At 35.6% G+C, this 18332-nt stretch carries 16 protein-coding genes and 1 other RNA gene; 8 read left to right on the top strand and 9 right to left on the bottom strand.

The annotated features are described in order from the left end of the window. The first annotated feature begins 166 nt into the window (after positions 1-166). Both purD and QZ265_RS03655 read left to right on the top strand, forming a co-directional pair. Positions 167-1447 (top strand): phosphoribosylamine--glycine ligase, encoded by a 1281-nt coding sequence (gene purD / locus QZ265_RS03650; protein ID WP_296403511.1) that lies wholly within the window; start codon positions 167-169, stop codon positions 1445-1447. A gap of 437 nt (positions 1448-1884) precedes the next feature. After that, positions 1885-3339, top strand: coding sequence for an AarF/ABC1/UbiB kinase family protein (locus QZ265_RS03655; protein WP_296403513.1), 1455 nt, complete (start codon positions 1885-1887; stop codon positions 3337-3339). Positions 3340-3394: 55 nt separating this feature from the next. On the opposite strand, the gene QZ265_RS03660 is transcribed toward QZ265_RS03655, so the two are convergent. Then, positions 3395-4228 (bottom strand): methyltransferase, encoded by an 834-nt coding sequence (locus QZ265_RS03660; protein WP_296403515.1) that lies wholly within the window; start codon positions 4226-4228, stop codon positions 3395-3397. A 353-nt stretch (positions 4229-4581) separates the two neighbouring features. On the opposite strand from QZ265_RS03660, the gene QZ265_RS03665 reads away from it, so the two are divergent. Together QZ265_RS03665 and QZ265_RS03670 are read left to right on the top strand one after the other, a co-directional pair. Continuing rightward, entirely contained in the window at positions 4582-4791 is a 210-nt protein-coding gene (locus tag QZ265_RS03665; protein ID WP_296403517.1) for a DNA gyrase inhibitor YacG, read from the top strand. 112 nt (positions 4792-4903) lie between these two features. Then, the gene (locus QZ265_RS03670; protein ID WP_296403519.1) at positions 4904-6094 is read left to right on the top strand and encodes an aspartate aminotransferase family protein; all 1191 of its coding nucleotides are present in this window, start codon (positions 4904-4906) and stop codon (positions 6092-6094) included. Positions 6095-6225: 131 nt separating this feature from the next. Here QZ265_RS03670 and ruvA read toward each other — a convergent pair whose 3' ends face one another. From ruvA to QZ265_RS03685, 3 genes are all read right to left on the bottom strand, one after another. Continuing rightward, a complete protein-coding gene (ruvA, locus tag QZ265_RS03675; RefSeq protein ID WP_296403521.1) occupies positions 6226-6858 on the bottom strand; it encodes a Holliday junction branch migration protein RuvA in 633 nt (210 codons plus the stop codon). A gap of 184 nt (positions 6859-7042) precedes the next feature. Continuing rightward, positions 7043-7381 carry a hypothetical protein gene (locus tag QZ265_RS03680; protein WP_296403523.1) on the bottom strand — a complete coding sequence of 113 codons (339 nt, stop codon included), beginning with the start codon at positions 7379-7381 and terminating at the stop codon, positions 7043-7045. Positions 7382-7655: 274 nt separating this feature from the next. Then, positions 7656-8864, bottom strand: coding sequence for a phosphoglycerate kinase (locus tag QZ265_RS03685; RefSeq protein WP_296403525.1), 1209 nt, complete (start codon positions 8862-8864; stop codon positions 7656-7658). Between the two features lie 360 nt (positions 8865-9224). Between QZ265_RS03685 and QZ265_RS03690 the strand changes: the two genes are divergently transcribed. Continuing rightward, positions 9225-9554 carry a TraR/DksA C4-type zinc finger protein gene (locus tag QZ265_RS03690; protein ID WP_296403526.1) on the top strand — a complete coding sequence of 110 codons (330 nt, stop codon included), beginning with the start codon at positions 9225-9227 and terminating at the stop codon, positions 9552-9554. A gap of 185 nt (positions 9555-9739) precedes the next feature. On the opposite strand, the gene QZ265_RS03695 is transcribed toward QZ265_RS03690, so the two are convergent. Beyond that, a complete protein-coding gene (locus QZ265_RS03695) occupies positions 9740-10762 on the bottom strand; it encodes a serine hydrolase (protein WP_296403528.1) in 1023 nt (340 codons plus the stop codon). Between the two features lie 464 nt (positions 10763-11226). Here QZ265_RS03695 and QZ265_RS03700 point away from each other — a divergent pair, with 464 nt between their 5' ends. Beyond that, positions 11227-11862: a response regulator gene (locus QZ265_RS03700; RefSeq protein ID WP_296403530.1), complete on the top strand. Its 636-nt coding sequence runs from the start codon at positions 11227-11229 to the stop codon at positions 11860-11862. Between the two features lie 70 nt (positions 11863-11932). Here QZ265_RS03700 and QZ265_RS03705 read toward each other — a convergent pair whose 3' ends face one another. After that, positions 11933-13555, bottom strand: a complete 1623-nt coding sequence (locus tag QZ265_RS03705) for a S41 family peptidase (RefSeq protein WP_296403532.1) — start codon at positions 13553-13555, stop codon at positions 11933-11935. Positions 13556-13629: 74 nt separating this feature from the next. Continuing rightward, positions 13630-15225, bottom strand: coding sequence for a 2,3-bisphosphoglycerate-independent phosphoglycerate mutase (gene gpmI, locus QZ265_RS03710; protein WP_296403534.1), 1596 nt, complete (start codon positions 15223-15225; stop codon positions 13630-13632). A 324-nt stretch (positions 15226-15549) separates the two neighbouring features. On the opposite strand from gpmI, the gene ssrS reads away from it, so the two are divergent. Then, a non-coding RNA gene (gene ssrS / locus QZ265_RS03715) (6S RNA) lies at positions 15550-15741 on the top strand. 168 nt (positions 15742-15909) lie between these two features. On the opposite strand, the gene QZ265_RS03720 is transcribed toward ssrS, so the two are convergent. Next, positions 15910-16527: an FxsA family protein gene (locus QZ265_RS03720; protein ID WP_296403536.1), complete on the bottom strand. Its 618-nt coding sequence runs from the start codon at positions 16525-16527 to the stop codon at positions 15910-15912. Positions 16528-16721: 194 nt separating this feature from the next. On the opposite strand from QZ265_RS03720, the gene ruvC reads away from it, so the two are divergent. Continuing rightward, positions 16722-17306, top strand: a complete 585-nt coding sequence (ruvC, locus tag QZ265_RS03725; RefSeq protein ID WP_296403538.1) for a crossover junction endodeoxyribonuclease RuvC — start codon at positions 16722-16724, stop codon at positions 17304-17306. A 75-nt stretch (positions 17307-17381) separates the two neighbouring features. On the opposite strand, the gene QZ265_RS03730 is transcribed toward ruvC, so the two are convergent. After that, entirely contained in the window at positions 17382-18215 is an 834-nt protein-coding gene (locus QZ265_RS03730) for an META domain-containing protein (RefSeq protein WP_296403541.1), read from the bottom strand. Between the last annotated feature and the right edge of the window lie 117 nt (positions 18216-18332).

Raw genomic sequence — 18332 nt, forward strand, 5'->3', positions numbered from 1 at the left:
ACTATTTATATAGATAACTATTTATATTGGTCACTATTTATATTGGTCACTATTTATATTGGTCACTATTTTTTATATAGGTCATTTTTTCGACCATATTTAATGGCATGTTATTTAATATGTTTTTCAACAAGCAACATATCTCATAAAATTAACAAGGATATCTATGAATATTTTAATTATTGGTTCAGGTGGTCGTGAGCATGCCTTAGCTTGGCAATGTGCTAAAGATGAAGACGTTGAAACCGTTTATGTCGCCAATGGCAATGCCGGTACCAAGCTTGAACCAAAATGTGAAAATATTGACCTTGATACCACAGATCACAAAGCCGTTATCTTATTTTGTAATCAGCAAAAAGTTGAGCTAATCGTCGTTGGTCCAGAAGCGCCTTTAGTAGCCGGCTTAGTTGACGACTGTAGAGAAGCTAATATTGCTACTTGGGGTCCAACTCAATATTGTGCTCAGCTTGAAGGTTCAAAAACTTTTGCCAAAGAATTCATGCAGGCCAATAATATACCTACTGCCAAATATGAAGCGTTTACCGACATTGATGACGCTAAAGCTTATGTGAATGAGTTCGGTGCCCCAATTGTGGTGAAAGCAGATGGTTTAGCGGCTGGTAAAGGGGTTATTGTTGCAGAAACGATTGAACAAGCTCATGGTGCTATTGAGGATATGCTTGGTGACAATAAGTTTGGCGAAGCCGGTAGCCGAGTGGTTATTGAGCAGTTTTTACAAGGTGAAGAGGCCAGCTTTATTTGTATGATTGATGGTGAAAATATACTACCTATGGCCACTAGCCAAGACCACAAACGTGTTGGTGAAGGTGATACTGGTCCTAACACAGGTGGTATGGGTGCCTACTCGCCAGCACCGGTTGTCACAGAAGAGGTTCATAAAAAGGTTATTAATCAAGTGATTCAACCGGTGGTTACTGCCATGAAAGATGCCGGTCATCCTTACACGGGTTTTTTGTACGCCGGATTAATGATCGATGACAAAAACGATCCTTACGTCATTGAATTTAACTGTCGTTTTGGTGATCCTGAAACACAGCCTATTATGATGCGTCTAAAAAGCTCATTGGTAAAACTTATTCAACAAGGAATTACTGGTAAATTACCTCAAGCTGCTGAATGGGATGAGCGAGCGGCATTAGGTATTGTTTTGGCCTCTAAAGGCTATCCAGAAAGCTCATCTAAGGGTGACATAATTACTGGTCTACCAGCAATTGATAGTAACGAGACTATTAAAGTATTCCATGCTGGCACTACATACGAAGATGATCATGTGGTTACTAATGGAGGCCGTGTTTTATGCGTAACTGCTTTAGGAGATACCCTTGCTAAAGCCCAACAAGATGCGTTAAAAACCATAGCATTCATTCAGTTTGATGGTGCTCATTATCGCCGTGATATTGGTTACAGAGCATTTAATCGCGGCTAATACCTCTTTAACCTTTGTAGAAGAATTACTAGCACATACTCCAATATATTAAATGTGATATATTCTTGAATGATATAAGACATGGGGCTTTAAATAGCTATTGTTTTAATGCTAATAAGCCCCATTGATATACTTGTTAATCAATAATTTTAGTTGTTCATAGCTTATATTATAAAAAACGGCTTTTTATCATTTTTATACTAAAAGTATAGACTTATAGTTCTTACTTTAGTCGTTTGTTAACAATCATTTGTTAACAATCATTTGTTAACAATGATACTCTATGGATTAGATACACTATGTAGTATTAATTGCCACGGACAAAGATAATTACCAACTAATATTTGAAACCAAATATCCGTGCAAATCCTATTTATTCACTGCTAGTTGAGGCCCCAAAGCCAATAAGTAGCATTATCTTTCAATATGGTTAAATCATGTCAAATTCATCTTCTTCCATACCTCCAAATTCTGACTTACCCCAGAGTCGTTTATCCAATGAAATGAATGAACTTAAAACTTCACCATTGGACAGACGTCTGTCTATTGCCAAGACTTCTTTAAATTTAGGAAGACGTTGGGCTGGCAACAGTTTTAGTGGTCTGTTTTTGAGTAAAGAAGAAAAAGCTTCCAGAAATCAAGTCTTTATGAAAGAGCAAGCGGCCTATTTAGCGGATGAACTAGGTAAACTTAAAGGTTCTGTGGTTAAAATTGGTCAAATGTTAGCCTTATATGGGGAGCACTTTTTACATCCAGAGATTACTGAAGCCTTACATCGGTTAAATGATAGTACAGCGAGCTTATCTTGGCCTGTAGTTGAAAATGCGCTTCGTCAACAGTTAGGAGAGCGTTTACAAGATTTGGTGGTTTCATCAACCCCTATTGGAACAGCTTCATTGGCACAGGTGCATAGAGCAACCATTAAGTCCACTGGTCAGCAAGTTGTATTAAAAGTTCAATACCCTGGCGTGGCAGATGCCATTGACTCAGATTTGAGTTTGTTCAAGCATTTATTAAGAGTTACCAATGCAGTTCCACAAACCAAAGCATTAGATGACTGGTTTAATGAAATCAGTGACTTACTTAAGGTCGAAGTAGATTATATTGCTGAAGCTAATACCACTATGCGCTTTTATGAACGTTTAAAAGACGATGAACGCTATATAGTTCCTGAAGTGATAGAAACTTATTCAACTGATAGATTATTATGTTTGAGCTTTGAAGAAGGCGTGCCCGTTACCAACGCTAACCTTAAAGAATTGCCACAAAGTCGCCGTGATAGCTTAGGTAAAGCCGCCATTGATATCATGTTAAATGAAATATTTGTATGGGGTGAGATGCAAACTGACCCAAACTTCGGTAATTACTTAATTAAATCTCAACCAGCTGATAAACCAGATGGAAAAGACAAGCTAATTTTATTAGATTTTGGTGCAATGCGTCAGTTTGATGATCATTTATTAAAAATAGCCCGTAATTTAATGTTAGCTGGTTTTATTTACGACAAACAGCAAATGATAAACGCCATGCAAGGCTATGAGTTTTTTGACAATATGAGTATCGAAGTTAAGGCTAATATGGCCGATGTTTTCCTACTGGCTACTGAACCGTTTAGAGATCCTAATTTGCCACAAAACAAAGCCAGTCAATATATTGATTCGGAGGGAAATTATCATTGGGCCAATAGTAATTTGCACAAACGATTAATGGAAAGTTCAGGCAGTGCAATGCAATCACGAGAATTTAGTTTACCACCAAAAGAGTTTATGTTTATCAGTCGTAAGTTCATAGGTGCCTATACTTTCTTAACCGTATTAAATGCAAAAACGAATACTTATGAAACTATTAGTAAATTTGTTCCTATTAATACTATCAATAGCCATGCGCCTTAAACTTAACGTTCAAATTTTATAAAATACAAAATGGCCTTTAATGCTAGGTTAACTCTTATGTATTATTGTCGACATTTTCAAGTATAAATGATGAGTTCCAAGTGTCAAAACGAGTATGGTATTTAGCTGGCTTAATCATATCTAGTTGCCAACATGTCTCACCTCGAGCTAAATACTTAATCTCAAAATGAGTACGTTTACTCTCTAACGGAACCTCAGCTCGCTTGGTTTTTAAACACCACGTATCAATAGATTGATGATAAGCATTATCCACATACTCATTAATATTGCTGGCTAAGATCACTTTACCATTATCCACATACTCATTAATATTGCTGGCTAAGATCACTTTACCATTTGGCTTTAATCGTGATAATAAAAATTCGAAAAATGGCATATTTAACCACTGCTGATTGGAATTTTTTGGTTCTGGATTCGGGTATAATAAATAGAATACGGATACGCTTTGAGCTGGTATAGCATAGACACAATAAGGTATAGCATCAGCATGAACTGCCACAAGGTTATCAAGTCTAGCCACCTCATTATTTACAGACTGCATCATATTGCTAAAAGCGCTAAATTTATTTTCAGTACGTTCAATAGCTATCAAATCATGCTTAGGGTATTTTTTGGCATAGAGGCAGGCGTGCATCCCCTTTCCTGCCCCAATCTCTACTATTAAAGGTCGACTATAGTCATCTAATTTAATAGCATGATTAACATTATTGATAGTAGCCGGTTTAACTACTGCATCAGTTTTGAGTCTGTTAGAGACGAAATTTGGAATTGTAAAATTTCTAGGTGCAGTAAGTTTTTCAGGCTTAAATAGCCTTTTCTTATTGTGACTTAGAGTCAATTTAGAGGACGATGGATTCGACGCTGACATTGTAATTTGTATGCCCCTTAATCAGGATGAAATAGTTATCAAAATCATCCCTATATTATCATCTTTGAATAATCGAAACCTAAGACTACAGCATAGAATTCATAAGATATTAATTTATTTAGCTAAAATTCGATAAAGATATGTTTGAGTAATTACCATTAATGTAAAATCGCACATGCTATAATCAAAATTCATTTATCTTTAATAAAAAACCACATTCTATCAAAATATATTGACTATTTTAGCTAACTTAATTTATGAAATTCGTCTAATTAAGTATTCTATGATAATTAAACATGGTGAACTGTAACCTTAATCCAACTTAGCAAATTCCCTACTCTAAGACTTTAAATATGACCGACTCTGCCGATATATCTAACATTATTTCAACTCAAAAAAAATATCCCTGTCCTACCTGCCATAAGCCTACTGTCTGGCAGAACAACCCTTACAAACCTTTTTGTTGTGATCGCTGCAAGTTAATCGATTTAGGTGCTTGGGCTAATGAAGAATATCGTGTAGCCGCTGAAGAGTCGCCTTTTTCTGATGATTTTAATCATTGATTGCGAGTTTTAAAAATATAAGCTATTTTAATTCATTGATACTAACAAATACTAAAATTTGTTGATCTAAAAATATAACCATAACTTAATACCAATTGTGTAAGGATTCATTATGTCAGCAACGCATTCCTATATTATGCCAACCTATAGCCCTCAACCCATAAGCTTTACTCGTGGACAAGGCAGTTGGCTTTATACCGCTGACAATACAGCTTACCTAGACGCCTTAACTGGTATTGCAGTGTGTGGCTTAGGTCATTGTCATCCTAGTGTAACTGAAGCTATTCAAGACCAAGCCGCTACTTTAGTCCACACCAGTAACTTATTCCACATTGAGTGGCAACAAAAAGCAGCGCATTCCTTGTGCACTGCTGCTGGCATGGTCAGTGTTTTTTTTGCAAATAGTGGCGCTGAGGCCAATGAAGCAGCTTTAAAAATGGCTCGTCTATATGGATATAAAAAAGGTTTTAAAAAACCTAAAGTAATTGTTATGGAAAAGTCCTTCCATGGACGTACTTTGTTGACTGTTAGTGCTACGGCCAATCCTAAAGCTCGCGAAGGCTTCTTTACTCTTGATTCAGATTTTATTCGTGTGCCGTTTGGCGATATTGAGGCTATTAAACTTGCAGCACTAGAAAATAATGAGATTACCGCTGTTTTTCTTGAGCCAATTCAAGGCGAAGGTGGATTGAATACTGCCAAAGACGGCTTTAACTACTTAGAACAAGTTCAGGATTTATGTAACCAACAAGACTGGTTATTTATGCTTGATGAAGTTCAGACTGGCAACGGCCGTACTGGTAAGTATTTTGCTTATCAACATAGTAATGCTAAGCCTGACGTGTTAACTACAGCCAAAGGTTTGGGCAATGGTTTCCCTATTGGCGCTTGTATGGTTAGTGGTCGTGCTCGTGACTTGTTACAAGTTGGAAGCCATGGCTCCACTTATGGCGGCACACCTTTAGGTAGCCGCGTGGTACATACCGTTTATGATATTTTAACTAATACAGACATCATGCAAAACGCGGTAACTGAGGGTAATCACATCCAACACACTTTAAGCCATGATTTAAAGGACTATGGGGTTACTACACGGGGGCACGGTATGATGATTGGTGTTGTCTTACCAGAATCAACAGACTGTAGTAATTTAGTAGATAAGGCTCGGGACGAAGAAAAACTAATTATAAATATTACGGGTAGCCATGTAATACGTTTATTGCCGCCACTAAATCTAAAACGTGAAGAGACAGATCAACTTATTGAAAAACTAACTCGTTTGATTAAATCAGCTCTAAGCTGAACTTCGTTGTTAACAGCTATGTAATGGATAATAATTCAAAAGCGCTTCTAGATATTGGAAGCGCTTTTAGTAATATAATAGATTTAATTCAATAAACTTAAACCTTAATCTTTAAATTGATGTTAAATTTTTCAAAAATTTGAAAGCTGTTTTAAAGTTAGTTTCAGCAATGATTGAGTATCGACCAGAGCTTGTCCAGATTCTGTCGCTCTAGCCGCTTTAATCGCATTTTGAGCTTCTTTATCACGATAACCCAAGCTAACCAAAGCTGATTCAACTTCTGCCACAATTACCGCTTCACTACTGGCTATATTTTTAATGGGTTCATCATACTCATCAAATAAACCACTACTGCTATCAATATTGTCAAACTTACCTTTTAACTCGATCAATAATCTTTGAGCAGTCTTTTTACCGATGCCCGGCACCCTAGTTAAAGCCAAATCATCATCATTTTCAACGTTATACTTTAATTCCGAAGCTGACATAGTAGACATCATTGCTAATGCCATTTTCGCGCCAACACCATTAATGCGGATAAGTTGTCTGAACACATCCCTTTCTTGGTGCTTAATGAATCCAAATAACAATTGTGCATCTTCACGGACATGTAGGTGAGTCCATACTGCAACATTGACATCGAGTTGTAATTGGCAAAAATCTGGCAAAGGCAACTCAACTTCGTATCCAACACCAGACGCTGTCATGATACAAGCTACAGGTGCTGATAAATGACAAACTCTACCTTCAATAAGTCCTATCATAATAATATTTTAATTCTCTAATAAAAAAGTAAACTTGATTATAGCAAATAAAAAGGGCAATAAAAAAAGCTCCGATAATAATCAGAGCTTTGATTGATATTGATAATAGTAGAATAATAATCAAAACAGCTTCTATATAATTAATGCTATATTATTAACGCTTCGAATTTATCAACAGTACGAATTAGTATTGTTGGTCTTCATCAACTGCAGCGTGTTCAGCTGTATTGTCAACAACATTATTAGTACCTTCTGCTACAGCCTCAGAACCATTTGAAACAGCGTTTGAAGTACCTTCAACAGCTGAATGAGCACCATCTGCAATAGCTTCACCAGCATTTATAGCCGCGCCAGTCGCAACTGCACCAGCCGTTTGAGCATTATCTACAGTATCTTGACCAGCGCTTTCAGCTGCAGCTTCAACATTACCTGCATCAGCAGCTTGTTCAGTTTTCTTGCTACAACCTGTGATAGCAACGACACTCGTAACAATACCAGCAATTAAAAGGTTACGGTATAACATGTGAACTCCTCACAATAGGTAATATTTGGATTTTGTGCATTCTAATTGCTAGTAATTAAAAACACAAGTAGCAATAAGTAATCCTAAAATAAGTAAACTTAAATTAAATATTAAGACTATATCGAAATATATCTCAATATCAAATCATAATAAGTTAACTTATTGATAAATTAGGAGATTAACTGTTCAATTAGAACTGAATACTACATAAGTTAGCTTTAGTTTATATATTGAACTATCTAAATAAATTTAATCATTTCAAATATTATTTACTTTATTTAGTGCTATATTTTTCTAAAGCTGATACTGCTGGTAATACCTTACCTTCTACAAATTCTAAGAAAGCACCGCCACCTGTAGACATATAACTAACACCATTTTCAACCTTAAATTTATGGATAGCAGCTAAAGTATCGCCACCGCCAGCAATAGAATAACCTTTACTGTCTTTGACTGCTTCAGACAATAAACGTGTACCTTCTGCAAAGGCATCTACTTCAAATACCCCTGCTGGACCATTCCATAAAATAGTAGCCGCGTTCTTGATTGCAGCAAAAATATGCTCTGATCCTTCAGCAGCGACATCCAAAATCATATCATTCTCACCTACTGTATCAATGCTTTTGACCATAGGTTTTGCTGATTGTAAAGAGTTGATGAAATCGTCGAAGTTGATTTGACTTTTATCCGCCACCACCACGTTTTTAGGCAATAGAATCTCTGTCTTTGACATAATTTGTTTAGCAGTATCAATCATCTCTGCTTCATAAAGTGACGCACCTACTGAGTAGCCTTTGGCAGCAATAAAGGTATTTGCAATGCCACCTCCAACAATAATTTGATCACATATTTTTGCAAGACTTATTAAAACGTCAAGTTTGGTAGAAACTTTCGAACCACCAACGATAGCGACTAATGGCTTTTTAGGTGCATGCAAAGCTTTATCTAATGCATCTAACTCGGCAGCCAATAAAGGACCTGCACAAACAACCTTACCAGCTTTAGCGGCAGCTTGAATGACTCCTTCTGTAGAAGCTTGAGCTCTATGCGCTGTACCAAAAGCATCCATTACAAACACATCGCATAGATCAGCGTAATGCTGTGATAATGCTTCACTATTTTTCTTTTCGCCAATATTAAAGCGAACGTTTTCTAATAGCACTACTTCACCAGGTTTAATATCGACTTTTTTTTCTGCATACTCTTTATTTAGCGTTACGGTCTGACCTAAATGTTTACTCAAATAATCAGCAATAGGCTGCATAGAATACTTTTCTTCAAATTCACCTTCGATAGGGCGACCTAAATGTGAACATACTAGAACTGCTGCCCCTTTATCAAGTGCGAGCTTAATAGTAGGCAAACTTGACTGCAAACGAGCATCGTTAGAAATTATCCCATTTTGAATGGGCACGTTTAAGTCTTCACGGATTAAGACAGTTTTTGCAGTTAAATCTTGGTTTTCCATTCTAGCGAAATTCATGTATTTGCCCTTAATTTGTTATCGAAATAAGACGGATCTTACTTTAGTTTTTTTGGTGTTTAAAATAAAATAATTGAACGAATTTTATCATATTTTTTGAAGTATTTTTGACTCTGTTTACCTAAATTAATGGCATTATGATATAAATTTAACTAGTTGTAAGCCCTTAAAACAATTGATTTAGGTGATTTAAACTTTCAATAATTTATGAGATTAGAAGTTAATTTCAACCTTTAAAATCCCTACTAATGCCCTAATATCATAAGTAACGATTGATATCATAATTAAGCTTTTAAATTCATTATTAATTAATCGCAGTTTAGAACACTTAATGTATTGATTATATTTATGGAGAATAATATGAGTAGAGATTTTTCTGACGCCCAAGCACGTCTATTAGACTTAAAACAAGAATATCAAGATCGCATTGAAAAAATTGAAGATCATATTTATAACCCTCAAGATGATTTAAATGAGCACTGGGATGATCAGGCTATTTCTATGCGCGATAATGAAATGCGAAAAACGTTATTGTTAGAAGCCAAACAAAGCTTAAATTATGTTAATGATGCCTTAAGTCGTATTGAGAACGGTACTTATGGTGAGTGTACAGTTTGTGGAGAAGATATTGAAGATAAAAGATTGCAAGCTGTTCCTTATGCTTCATTATGCATGCAACATGCCTCATAAAATTATTTACTTTTACCTAAAACCTAAACTCCTCTCAAAATTTGCTAGTTAGCATAGAGATTTTAAATAGATCAAAAAAAAGATTGCACTAAGTGCAATCTTTTTTTTATACGATTTATTGATTAATTAATTAAATCTACATTTAATTAGTTTATTTATTATAGATAACAAACAATTACTAATGATTAAATAGTACGACGTAAAGATAAGTTTTCAAGTATATTTTCGGCATCATTCCAGCGGTCATTCGAGCTGTCAGCTCCCAGTATAACAATAATAGCAGGGCGATTATTTACTTGAGTTTCCATAACCACACATCGACCTGCTTCATTAATAAAACCCGTTTTTGAGATGCCAATAGGATAGTTGCCGCTACGAACTAACTTACTGGTATTGTTAGCTGGATACGTGCGATCACCATCGCTAAAATTAGCCACTAAGAAATCATAATCTTTTGTAGTAGAGAAACGACGTATTACTTCATATTGACCTGCAGCTTGAACCATTTTAGCCAGATCAGCAGGTGAAGCTACGTTACGCTTATCGAGACCTGTTGGATCACCAAAAAATGCGCTATTCATGCCTAAAGAACGAGCTTTAGCATTCATCGCACGTATAAAAGCATCGTAGCCACCTGGATAATTTCTAGCGAGAGATTTAGCAGCAGGGTTTTCTGATTTCATCAAAGCCATTAGCAGTAGTTCAGCACGATTCATACGATCGCCAGACTTTAAGCGTGAGCTGGCACGTTTAGGACCAACAAAATCTTCGGGTTCAAGTTTGATTTCTTGTCGCATATCAAGACCAGCATCAAGCACTACCATTGCTGTCATTAGTTTGCTGATTGAGGCAATAGGACGAGCTATATCTGCATTTTTTTCGTAAAGTGATTTGCCAGTTGCAACGTCAAGTACGATAACACCTCGAGATGATGCATTAATAGGTAATCTATCCAAATAACTAGAAGGACTTGAATAGTTATTGGTTGAATAATTGGTAGATGGGGTATTTGTAAAACCGGGATTAGAATACATGATATTTCGAGCTTCTGACAAACCCCCGGCATTTCCCCATTGGATTTTAGAAGTTCCAGTTTTACTAGGTTCTACAATAGTTAATGCAGCATTAGAAACGGAACTTAATGTACCTAGACCCAATGCGACGCAAACGAAGATAAAAGATTTGTTGAAAGATTTATTTATGCTCATATGTCATCCCAATTGAGTCGAAAATAATGCATGTAATATGAATTAAAAGAATAATTAACTATCTGATCATTTAAAGGTATGATGTAAATAGTCTAATAACTTTATAGATAACAACATAGTGAATAAGCAACTTAATAAAAATATCTTACACAGCAGATATTTCATTATTAAAAATGTTTTATGTTTAAATACTGTTTTTTAAGTTCGTGAAAAATTATAAATTAAAAGAAAGATGCTTAATATTAATAGATATTAGTACTAATTTATAACTCTTGAAACCATATCTATACTAAAAATTGCTTATTTCATATTTATCTTAACATCATTAAAGTGAGGCGTTAAGTGCTAAATACTCATAAAGGAGTAGCTTTAAGAAAAATTGGCAATTCAAAACATTTCTTTTACGTTACAGTAACATAAATTTATCGATATTAAAGTTTAATAAGTTCGATAAGGAAAATTATATGATTAAAGTATTGGTGGTCGATGACCATGATTTAGTAAGAATGGGCATAAGTAGAATGCTTACTGATGATGCAGATATTGAAGTCATTGGAGAAGCTGATAGTGGTGAAACCGCAATTAGAATGGTTAAGGCGCTAGCTCCAGATGTAGTACTTCTTGATGTTAACATGCCAAATATTGGAGGAGTAGAAACTACAAAACGCTTGAGACAATTTGATGATAAAGTCAAAATTCTAGCTGTCAGTAGCGTGTCTTCTCAACCTTATCCCTCAATGCTTCTTAAGGCAGGAGTTAATGGTTACATTACAAAAGGTACACCTCTTGAGGAGATGATAAAAGCGATTAAAAAAGTCTATCAAGGTAGTAAATATTTTAGCAGCGATGTAGCTGAACAGTTAGCAGATATGCTTTTAACCGACAAGGAAGAGTCACCTTTCGATAGATTGAGTGAAAGAGAAAAACAAGTCGCTATGATGGTGGTCAATTGTCAAAGTCCACAACAAATATCCGATCAACTGTTCGTTAGTGTAAAAACTGTCAACACTTATCGATACCGTATATTTGAAAAAGTTGGTGTAGATAGTGATGTTAAATTAACTCATTTGGCTATGCGTCACGGTTTAATTACTCCTTAAAAATAGAAGCTTAAAATAGTCTATGTTTATTGATAATCATTGTATGTTTAAAGTTTAAATTTACATAGTATTAATAGTCGTTTAAAATTCTATCATTACCAAATTTAGTATCGAACTTAATACCCAATGGTCTATCTTTAGACAATAGCAAATTAACGGCTAGTTGTTGCCAATCTGAACCATCATGGTATAAAGTGATATCAGGCTTTACTCCTATACCGTCTATGTGCTCTCCCTTAGCACTACGGTATTCAGCTACCGTTAACTTAATGCCGCCGCCAGAATCAAGCGGGATAACTTCTTGAACGGTGCCTTTACCAAAGCTTTGTTCACCCATGATAGTTGCCCTATTATTGCTCTTAAAGCTACTTGCCAGCACTTCAGATGCAGAAGCTGAATAACGGTTCTGTAAAATAACTACTGGTAAATCTGCTAAATAAGGCGTGCCATTAGACTTTATGATCTGCCCATTATTTGTACGATTACGCACCTGAATCAGATCTTTGTTTTTAATGAATAAACTAGCGATATCAATGGCTGAAGACAACACACCACCAGGATTATTGCGAACATCAATCACTACTCCAGTTATAGCAACGCCAGTTTGCTTCAAGGCTTCAATTAACTTATCTTTTGAGCCATTTTGGAATACTGGTAACCTTATAATAGCAATGCTATCTTTGACTGAGACCGTTAAGTTATTATCGGCAACAAGATTGCGTTGTAAGCTAATATTTCGTCTGTCACCGCCTTGAGAATTGGTGATTGTCACTTCAATTTTTGAACCTGCAATGCCAGATAGCATTTGTTGTACATCTTGTTCCGTCATGTCCCCAGTTAGTGCTACATTTTTTACACTTATCAATCTATCGCCAACCATAATACCTTGTTGCTTAGCTGAAGACTGATTTAACACTGATGTGACTTCCCAAACACGCAAGAAGGGATTATATTTAACCAAAAGGCCTACTTGGTCTATTTCACCATCTGTAAAACTACGTAGATTATCATAATCCTCTGGGGTTAAATATTCAGCATGCTTGTCTAATCTTTCTAACATACCACTTATTGCTTGTTGAAATAATATTTCATCATTAACAGGTCGCACATAATCATGACGAATAATATCAACAACTTCAACAAAGGCCTGTAATGTTTGAGGAGATATAGCATTAAGTGGAACATGTTCTACCCCTAACCTTTCATCCTCTACATCATCAACTTCATTATCGTCATCTTCATTATCTATATAAGCAGGCTGTGAATCTATATCTTCATAACTTTGGATATCTTGATCAGGTTGTGGGACTGCATCAATATCTTCACAATTTTCGTTACAGACTTCATCAGATTGTTGAGCGCTATTGGCTATATTTGAACTATAGGCACTATTAGATAAACTAGTTAGCTTCTTGGCTTCTGCAGAAGTAGGCTGAGTATATGTTCTAGATTGAGAAATGGTAGGTTTAACTTTGCTTTCATTCTTAACTGATAATTGGGATTGCCCCATGGAGGAACAACCACTTAATGCTATAGCTAAAGAAAGTATAGTCAGTCCAGCAACATGGTTGACCTTAACTAAACTTGTCATCATGTAATTAAATATAATTTTATTTGACATAGTAAATCGAGACTTATCAAGTCTAGAGGCACCTTGGTCATTCAATAAGTTACTAGGATGATCAAACTTCATCGCTTACTCTACTATTAATATATTAACCAACGAAATTAATGTGACCAACATAACTATACTATAGTTGCCAATAACTATTCAGCAGCCACTAACAAATCAATACCTGTCATCTCATCTGGTATCTCAAGACCCATTAACTCTAAAATTGTTGGTGCTACATCACTTAACTTGCCGCCGTCACGAACTTTAACCTTTTTATTACCCACATAAATTAAGGGAACATGCTCAGTAGTATGTTGAGTATGCACTTGACCACTTTCATAATCCTGCATTTGTTCACAGTTGCCATGATCTGCGGTTATAAGCATATGACCACCGGTTTTTTCTATAGCTTCAGCAACTTTACCAACCGCAACATCTAAAGCTTCAACCGCTTTAATTGCGGCTTCAAAATTTCCAGTATGACCCACCATATCACCATTAGCATAGTTCACTACTAGCACATCATATTTACCAGATTCAATAGCCTCTACTAAATTATTAGTGACTTCAGGCGCACTCATTTCAGGCTTTAAATCATAAGTATCAACATCTGGAGAAGGAATTAATATACGTGATTCACCTTTGAACTCATCTTCCTTGCCGCCACTGAAGAAAAAAGTCACGTGTGCAAACTTCTCAGTTTCAGCGATTCTAAGTTGCGTTTTATCATGATCTTGCAAGAACTCACCAAGTGTATTGTGTAAAGTCGTAGGTTCATAAGCAACTGAAGTCTTGGGATCTGCTGCCAACTCATCTGAATAATGAGTCATCATGACAAATGCGGATAACTTAGGTTGCTTCTTCCTAGCAAATCCAACAAATTTATGATCAGGTAACACAAAAGCTTGGCTTAACTCACGAGCTCTATCTGCTCGGAAATTCATGAAAATAACCGCATCATTATCATCAATGGTAGTAGGCGTTTCCCCATGTTCAATCACATTGGTCGGGCTAATAAATTCATCAGTTTCACGTGATTTATAGGCGGCTTGTACTGCACCATCTGCTCGAGTTGCCATTCTTTCTGACTTACCTAAAGTAAGTAAATCATAAGCTTTTTGTACCCGATCCCAACGGTTATCACGGTCCATAGCAAAATAACGACCAATAATACTAACTATTTGAACATTGCTTTCATAGTAGCTATTAAGATTGGACAAATAATCTTTTAGACGTTTAATATATTTGTCAGCAGACTTAGGCGGCGTATCACGACCATCTAAGAAGCAATGTACATATACCCCTTTGGCACCATGAACGACCGCTGCATGGCACATAGCTTCAATATGATCTTGATGAGAATGTACCCCACCATCTGACAGTAAGCCCATGATATGGATATTACCATCTGACTCCTTGGCTGCTTCAAGTGCACCTAATAAAATTGGATTTTTATAAAAGTCACGATTTTTAATATCACGAGATATACGAGTAGAATATTGAAACAGTACTCTACCTGCACCTAGATTCATATGTCCAACTTCAGAATTACCAAACTGACCCTCAGGTAAACCTACATCCTCACCTGACCCAGAAATTAAACCATTCGGATATTTTTTTAATATACTATCTAAATTAGGTGTATTAGCAGCAGCTACTGCATTGTCCTGCTCGTCCTCACGATATCCAAATCCATCTAAAATCATTAGAACATGTGGGGTTTTTTTATTGCTATCTGCTGCTACCATGTAATTTATCTCCAGTATTATTACAATATCTTCAAAAAAATAGTATTTATGAATAAAAATTGAATTGAATTTAAACTTTTCAAATTGAAAAAATTTATTGCATAAGTCTATCACATTACACAGTTTAACTATAATGGAAGATTAAAAACACATGATGCATAAGGGCTAAAATTAGATACTATGACTAATTACTATCAATGAACCATCCAACAAAAAATTAAAATAGCCATGATTACTATTGATACTTTTAACAAACCGTAAAATTATATAACAATGTTACATCGCTTTAGATTTGCAACTTAATCAAAAATTGGTTAATATTTACAAACTCTGAAGTGCTTGCCAGTGGATGTTATTCCCTGAGCCGATAATGCATTAAATGGATGTGCTATCTATTGTTTTATTGTGTATGCCTGCACTGCTTGCAGTGACTCAGGAAACCTTAAGAAACAGTGACACATCCGCCCTGAACTTCACGGTTCATGGGTCACCATCTTACAGCGGCACTTCGGTTCTACATTCTTTAATGGCTTATGAAATATATTATATTTATTTTTTATAAGTCTTCAAAAAAACCCTTTTACTATCAGTAAAAGGGTTTTATTTTTTAATTATTTATTCTTCAGCCTTGTAGTCCACTAACTTGACTAGTAAACAATTATATAAATTTATAATTATCTAAATTTATTCATCATTGGCTGGCTTATTTAACTTCTTCACATCTTTAACCACAGTCTTAGCTGAACCATCAACCGTGGTGTTATGTTTAAATACCTTGCCAAATGGATTTGCATTTTTGGCATCTGGTTTGTTTTCAAATGGATTTTTAGTACCAAAAGGATTGCCGCCAACACCCATGCCACCGAATGGGTTTTGACCGCCCATTTGACCACCCATTTGCTTGGCCATCATTTGCATCATCTTTTGTTGATTGTTCATTACATAGTTATTGGCCATTCCTTTTAATTTCTTTTGCACAGGAGGTAGGACAACCAATAATGCCAATATATCAGATAAAATACCCGGTATAAGTAATAATAAACCCCCAACTGCCATGGCTATCGTCTTAACAAGCTTATTCTCTGGAGGACGCATCGATGGATTCATCATTCCCCCTGCTTTCATTTGTTGCGCCATAGGGTTTAAAGTAGTCATGCTACGACGTATTAAACCTAACCCAATCACAGCTGCTATGATAAACCAGAAAAATACCCACCAACCGCTGATAAATTGAGCTACTAAATACCAAAGTAGCATTTCAATGATAAACCATACGATGGCTAAGCCAACTACTTGACCCATAATAATATTGTCCTATTTTGAATTTGAAACTAACTAAAATTTAATATGTATTAGATATATGGGGACGGCTTGCTATACTATCAAATATAAACTGAATTTTGTTGATGAAAAGCACTCGTATTTAGCTTAAGTTTTACCCATAACCTAAGTACTTTAAAAAAACTTCGATAACTTGTAGGATAATTTAACTTATTATGGCAATAATTATTGGTATTGATCCTGGTTCAAGAATGACCGGTTACGGAATTATTCATCAAAAGGGAGATACTCTAAGATATCTGGATGCAGGTACCATTAAAACAGATACTAAAGAAATGCCAGAACGTCTAAAACGCATATTCAATGGTATAACCCGGATTACTCAATATCATCAAAAATACAGCGAAGAACCCATTCACGCAGCTGTAGAGCAAGTCTTTATGGCTGAAAACCCTGATTCAGCGCTTAAACTTGGCCAAGCTAGAGGCGCAGCTATAGCAGCTTTAGTAGCTTTAGATTTAGAAGTGTCTGAATACACTGCCCGACAAATCAAACAGTCTGTCTGTGGTTATGGTGCTGCTGATAAGATTCAAGTTCAAGAAATGGTATGCCGTATTCTCAAATTAGATGTTACGCCGCAACAAGATGCTGCCGATGGGCTGGCTTGCGCTATTTGTCACGCGCATTCAAGTCATTCAATGAACAAGCTTTTGATGAATACTACCTTACGAGGTAGAGGTGCTTCGAAGAAAAAAGGTCGCTGGCGTTTAACTGAAGAAGACTTAGCTGGTCTAAAATAGTATTTATCAAGAACTAAGCAATAAATAATAAGCTAATATCATTTAAGAAGCTAAAATTAATTAAGTAGCTATAATTTATTCAGCAACTAAACTTTCCGCTATGCTATCCAAAACATATACAAACTGTTTACCTTTTACGTCTACTGGATCTATTATAAAACGCTTTAAACGCAAAATAGTATTCACCCTACTATCGTGTTTATAACCATCAATTTTATCTACAAAAATATTCCAATCACCAACACTTTGCTTTAAGCCTTTTGTATCGTAGTAAACGGGTCTTACTTTAAGACAATTTTTAAGGTTAGTAGCTGGACATGTCTGAAGCTCATGTGAAACTTCCCAGAAGATAATATCGCCTTGCTGGTTATATCTAACTTCAGCAGTAGGTCTGCCATCCCAAATCAACGTCTCTCCAGTGACAAACTGCTGACTCATTTTAATTTGATTGACTTTTGGTTCGATACTGACTTTACTTTCAGTAGCCATCAATTGATTCAATTTCTTCTCCGCTAAATCTAAATCTTGGCAATATATTTCAGTACTAAAAATATTACCAAGTTTTAGCACATTTTTGGATAAAGAAAAATTGCTACCCATGCGGTTACAGCCTACAGTAAATCCTATTCGCTGCTGACCTTTGTATAAATTAAAATTTACTGATACTTGGTCATTTAATCGATCTAAAACAGCTAAAGGCTGTTCGTTTTTATCTTTAGCAGCGCTTAGTTTCCAATCATAATTGGCTAAGTTAGAAGTACTAACCATTAATTTATTCTCTAAGAGCTGCTGACTTTTATTATTATTAATAATTTTTTCAATACCCTGACAGCCTTGTAATAGTGCGCTACTACCAAGTAAAAAACTACTTGAAAACATAACTACTATTAGAGCTTTTGTGGATAACATAATATTCCCTAAATCACTTAACTTTACCTGAAGCATTTAGTTTTAACTAAATCATCTAATTATAAGTAATCATTTAACTTTAATTAGAAGTATTATCTTTTAAAGCCAAATTTCTCA

The organism is Psychrobacter sp. (assembly GCF_018260395.1).
In the GTDB taxonomy this organism is placed as follows: Bacteria; Pseudomonadota; Gammaproteobacteria; order Pseudomonadales; family Moraxellaceae; genus Psychrobacter.

Bases quoted from the DNA above. Each gene is read 5' to 3' on its own strand.
- purD (WP_296403511.1), top strand. From the start codon at position 167: ATGAATATTTTAATTATTGGTTCAGGTGGTCGTGAGCATGCCTTAGCT.
- QZ265_RS03655 (WP_296403513.1), top strand. From the start codon at position 1,885: ATGTCAAATTCATCTTCTTCCATACCTCCAAATTCTGACTTACCCCAG.
- QZ265_RS03660 (WP_296403515.1), bottom strand. From the start codon at position 4,228: ATGTCAGCGTCGAATCCATCGTCCTCTAAATTGACTCTAAGTCACAAT.
- QZ265_RS03665 (WP_296403517.1), top strand. From the start codon at position 4,582: ATGACCGACTCTGCCGATATATCTAACATTATTTCAACTCAAAAAAAA.
- QZ265_RS03670 (WP_296403519.1), top strand. From the start codon at position 4,904: ATGTCAGCAACGCATTCCTATATTATGCCAACCTATAGCCCTCAACCC.
- ruvA (WP_296403521.1), bottom strand. From the start codon at position 6,858: ATGATAGGACTTATTGAAGGTAGAGTTTGTCATTTATCAGCACCTGTA.
- QZ265_RS03680 (WP_296403523.1), bottom strand. From the start codon at position 7,381: ATGTTATACCGTAACCTTTTAATTGCTGGTATTGTTACGAGTGTCGTT.
- QZ265_RS03685 (WP_296403525.1), bottom strand. From the start codon at position 8,864: ATGAATTTCGCTAGAATGGAAAACCAAGATTTAACTGCAAAAACTGTC.
- QZ265_RS03690 (WP_296403526.1), top strand. From the start codon at position 9,225: ATGAGTAGAGATTTTTCTGACGCCCAAGCACGTCTATTAGACTTAAAA.
- QZ265_RS03695 (WP_296403528.1), bottom strand. From the start codon at position 10,762: ATGAGCATAAATAAATCTTTCAACAAATCTTTTATCTTCGTTTGCGTC.
- QZ265_RS03700 (WP_296403530.1), top strand. From the start codon at position 11,227: ATGATTAAAGTATTGGTGGTCGATGACCATGATTTAGTAAGAATGGGC.
- QZ265_RS03705 (WP_296403532.1), bottom strand. From the start codon at position 13,555: ATGAAGTTTGATCATCCTAGTAACTTATTGAATGACCAAGGTGCCTCT.
- gpmI (WP_296403534.1), bottom strand. From the start codon at position 15,225: ATGGTAGCAGCAGATAGCAATAAAAAAACCCCACATGTTCTAATGATT.
- QZ265_RS03720 (WP_296403536.1), bottom strand. From the start codon at position 16,527: ATGGGTCAAGTAGTTGGCTTAGCCATCGTATGGTTTATCATTGAAATG.
- ruvC (WP_296403538.1), top strand. From the start codon at position 16,722: ATGGCAATAATTATTGGTATTGATCCTGGTTCAAGAATGACCGGTTAC.
- QZ265_RS03730 (WP_296403541.1), bottom strand. From the start codon at position 18,215: ATGTTATCCACAAAAGCTCTAATAGTAGTTATGTTTTCAAGTAGTTTT.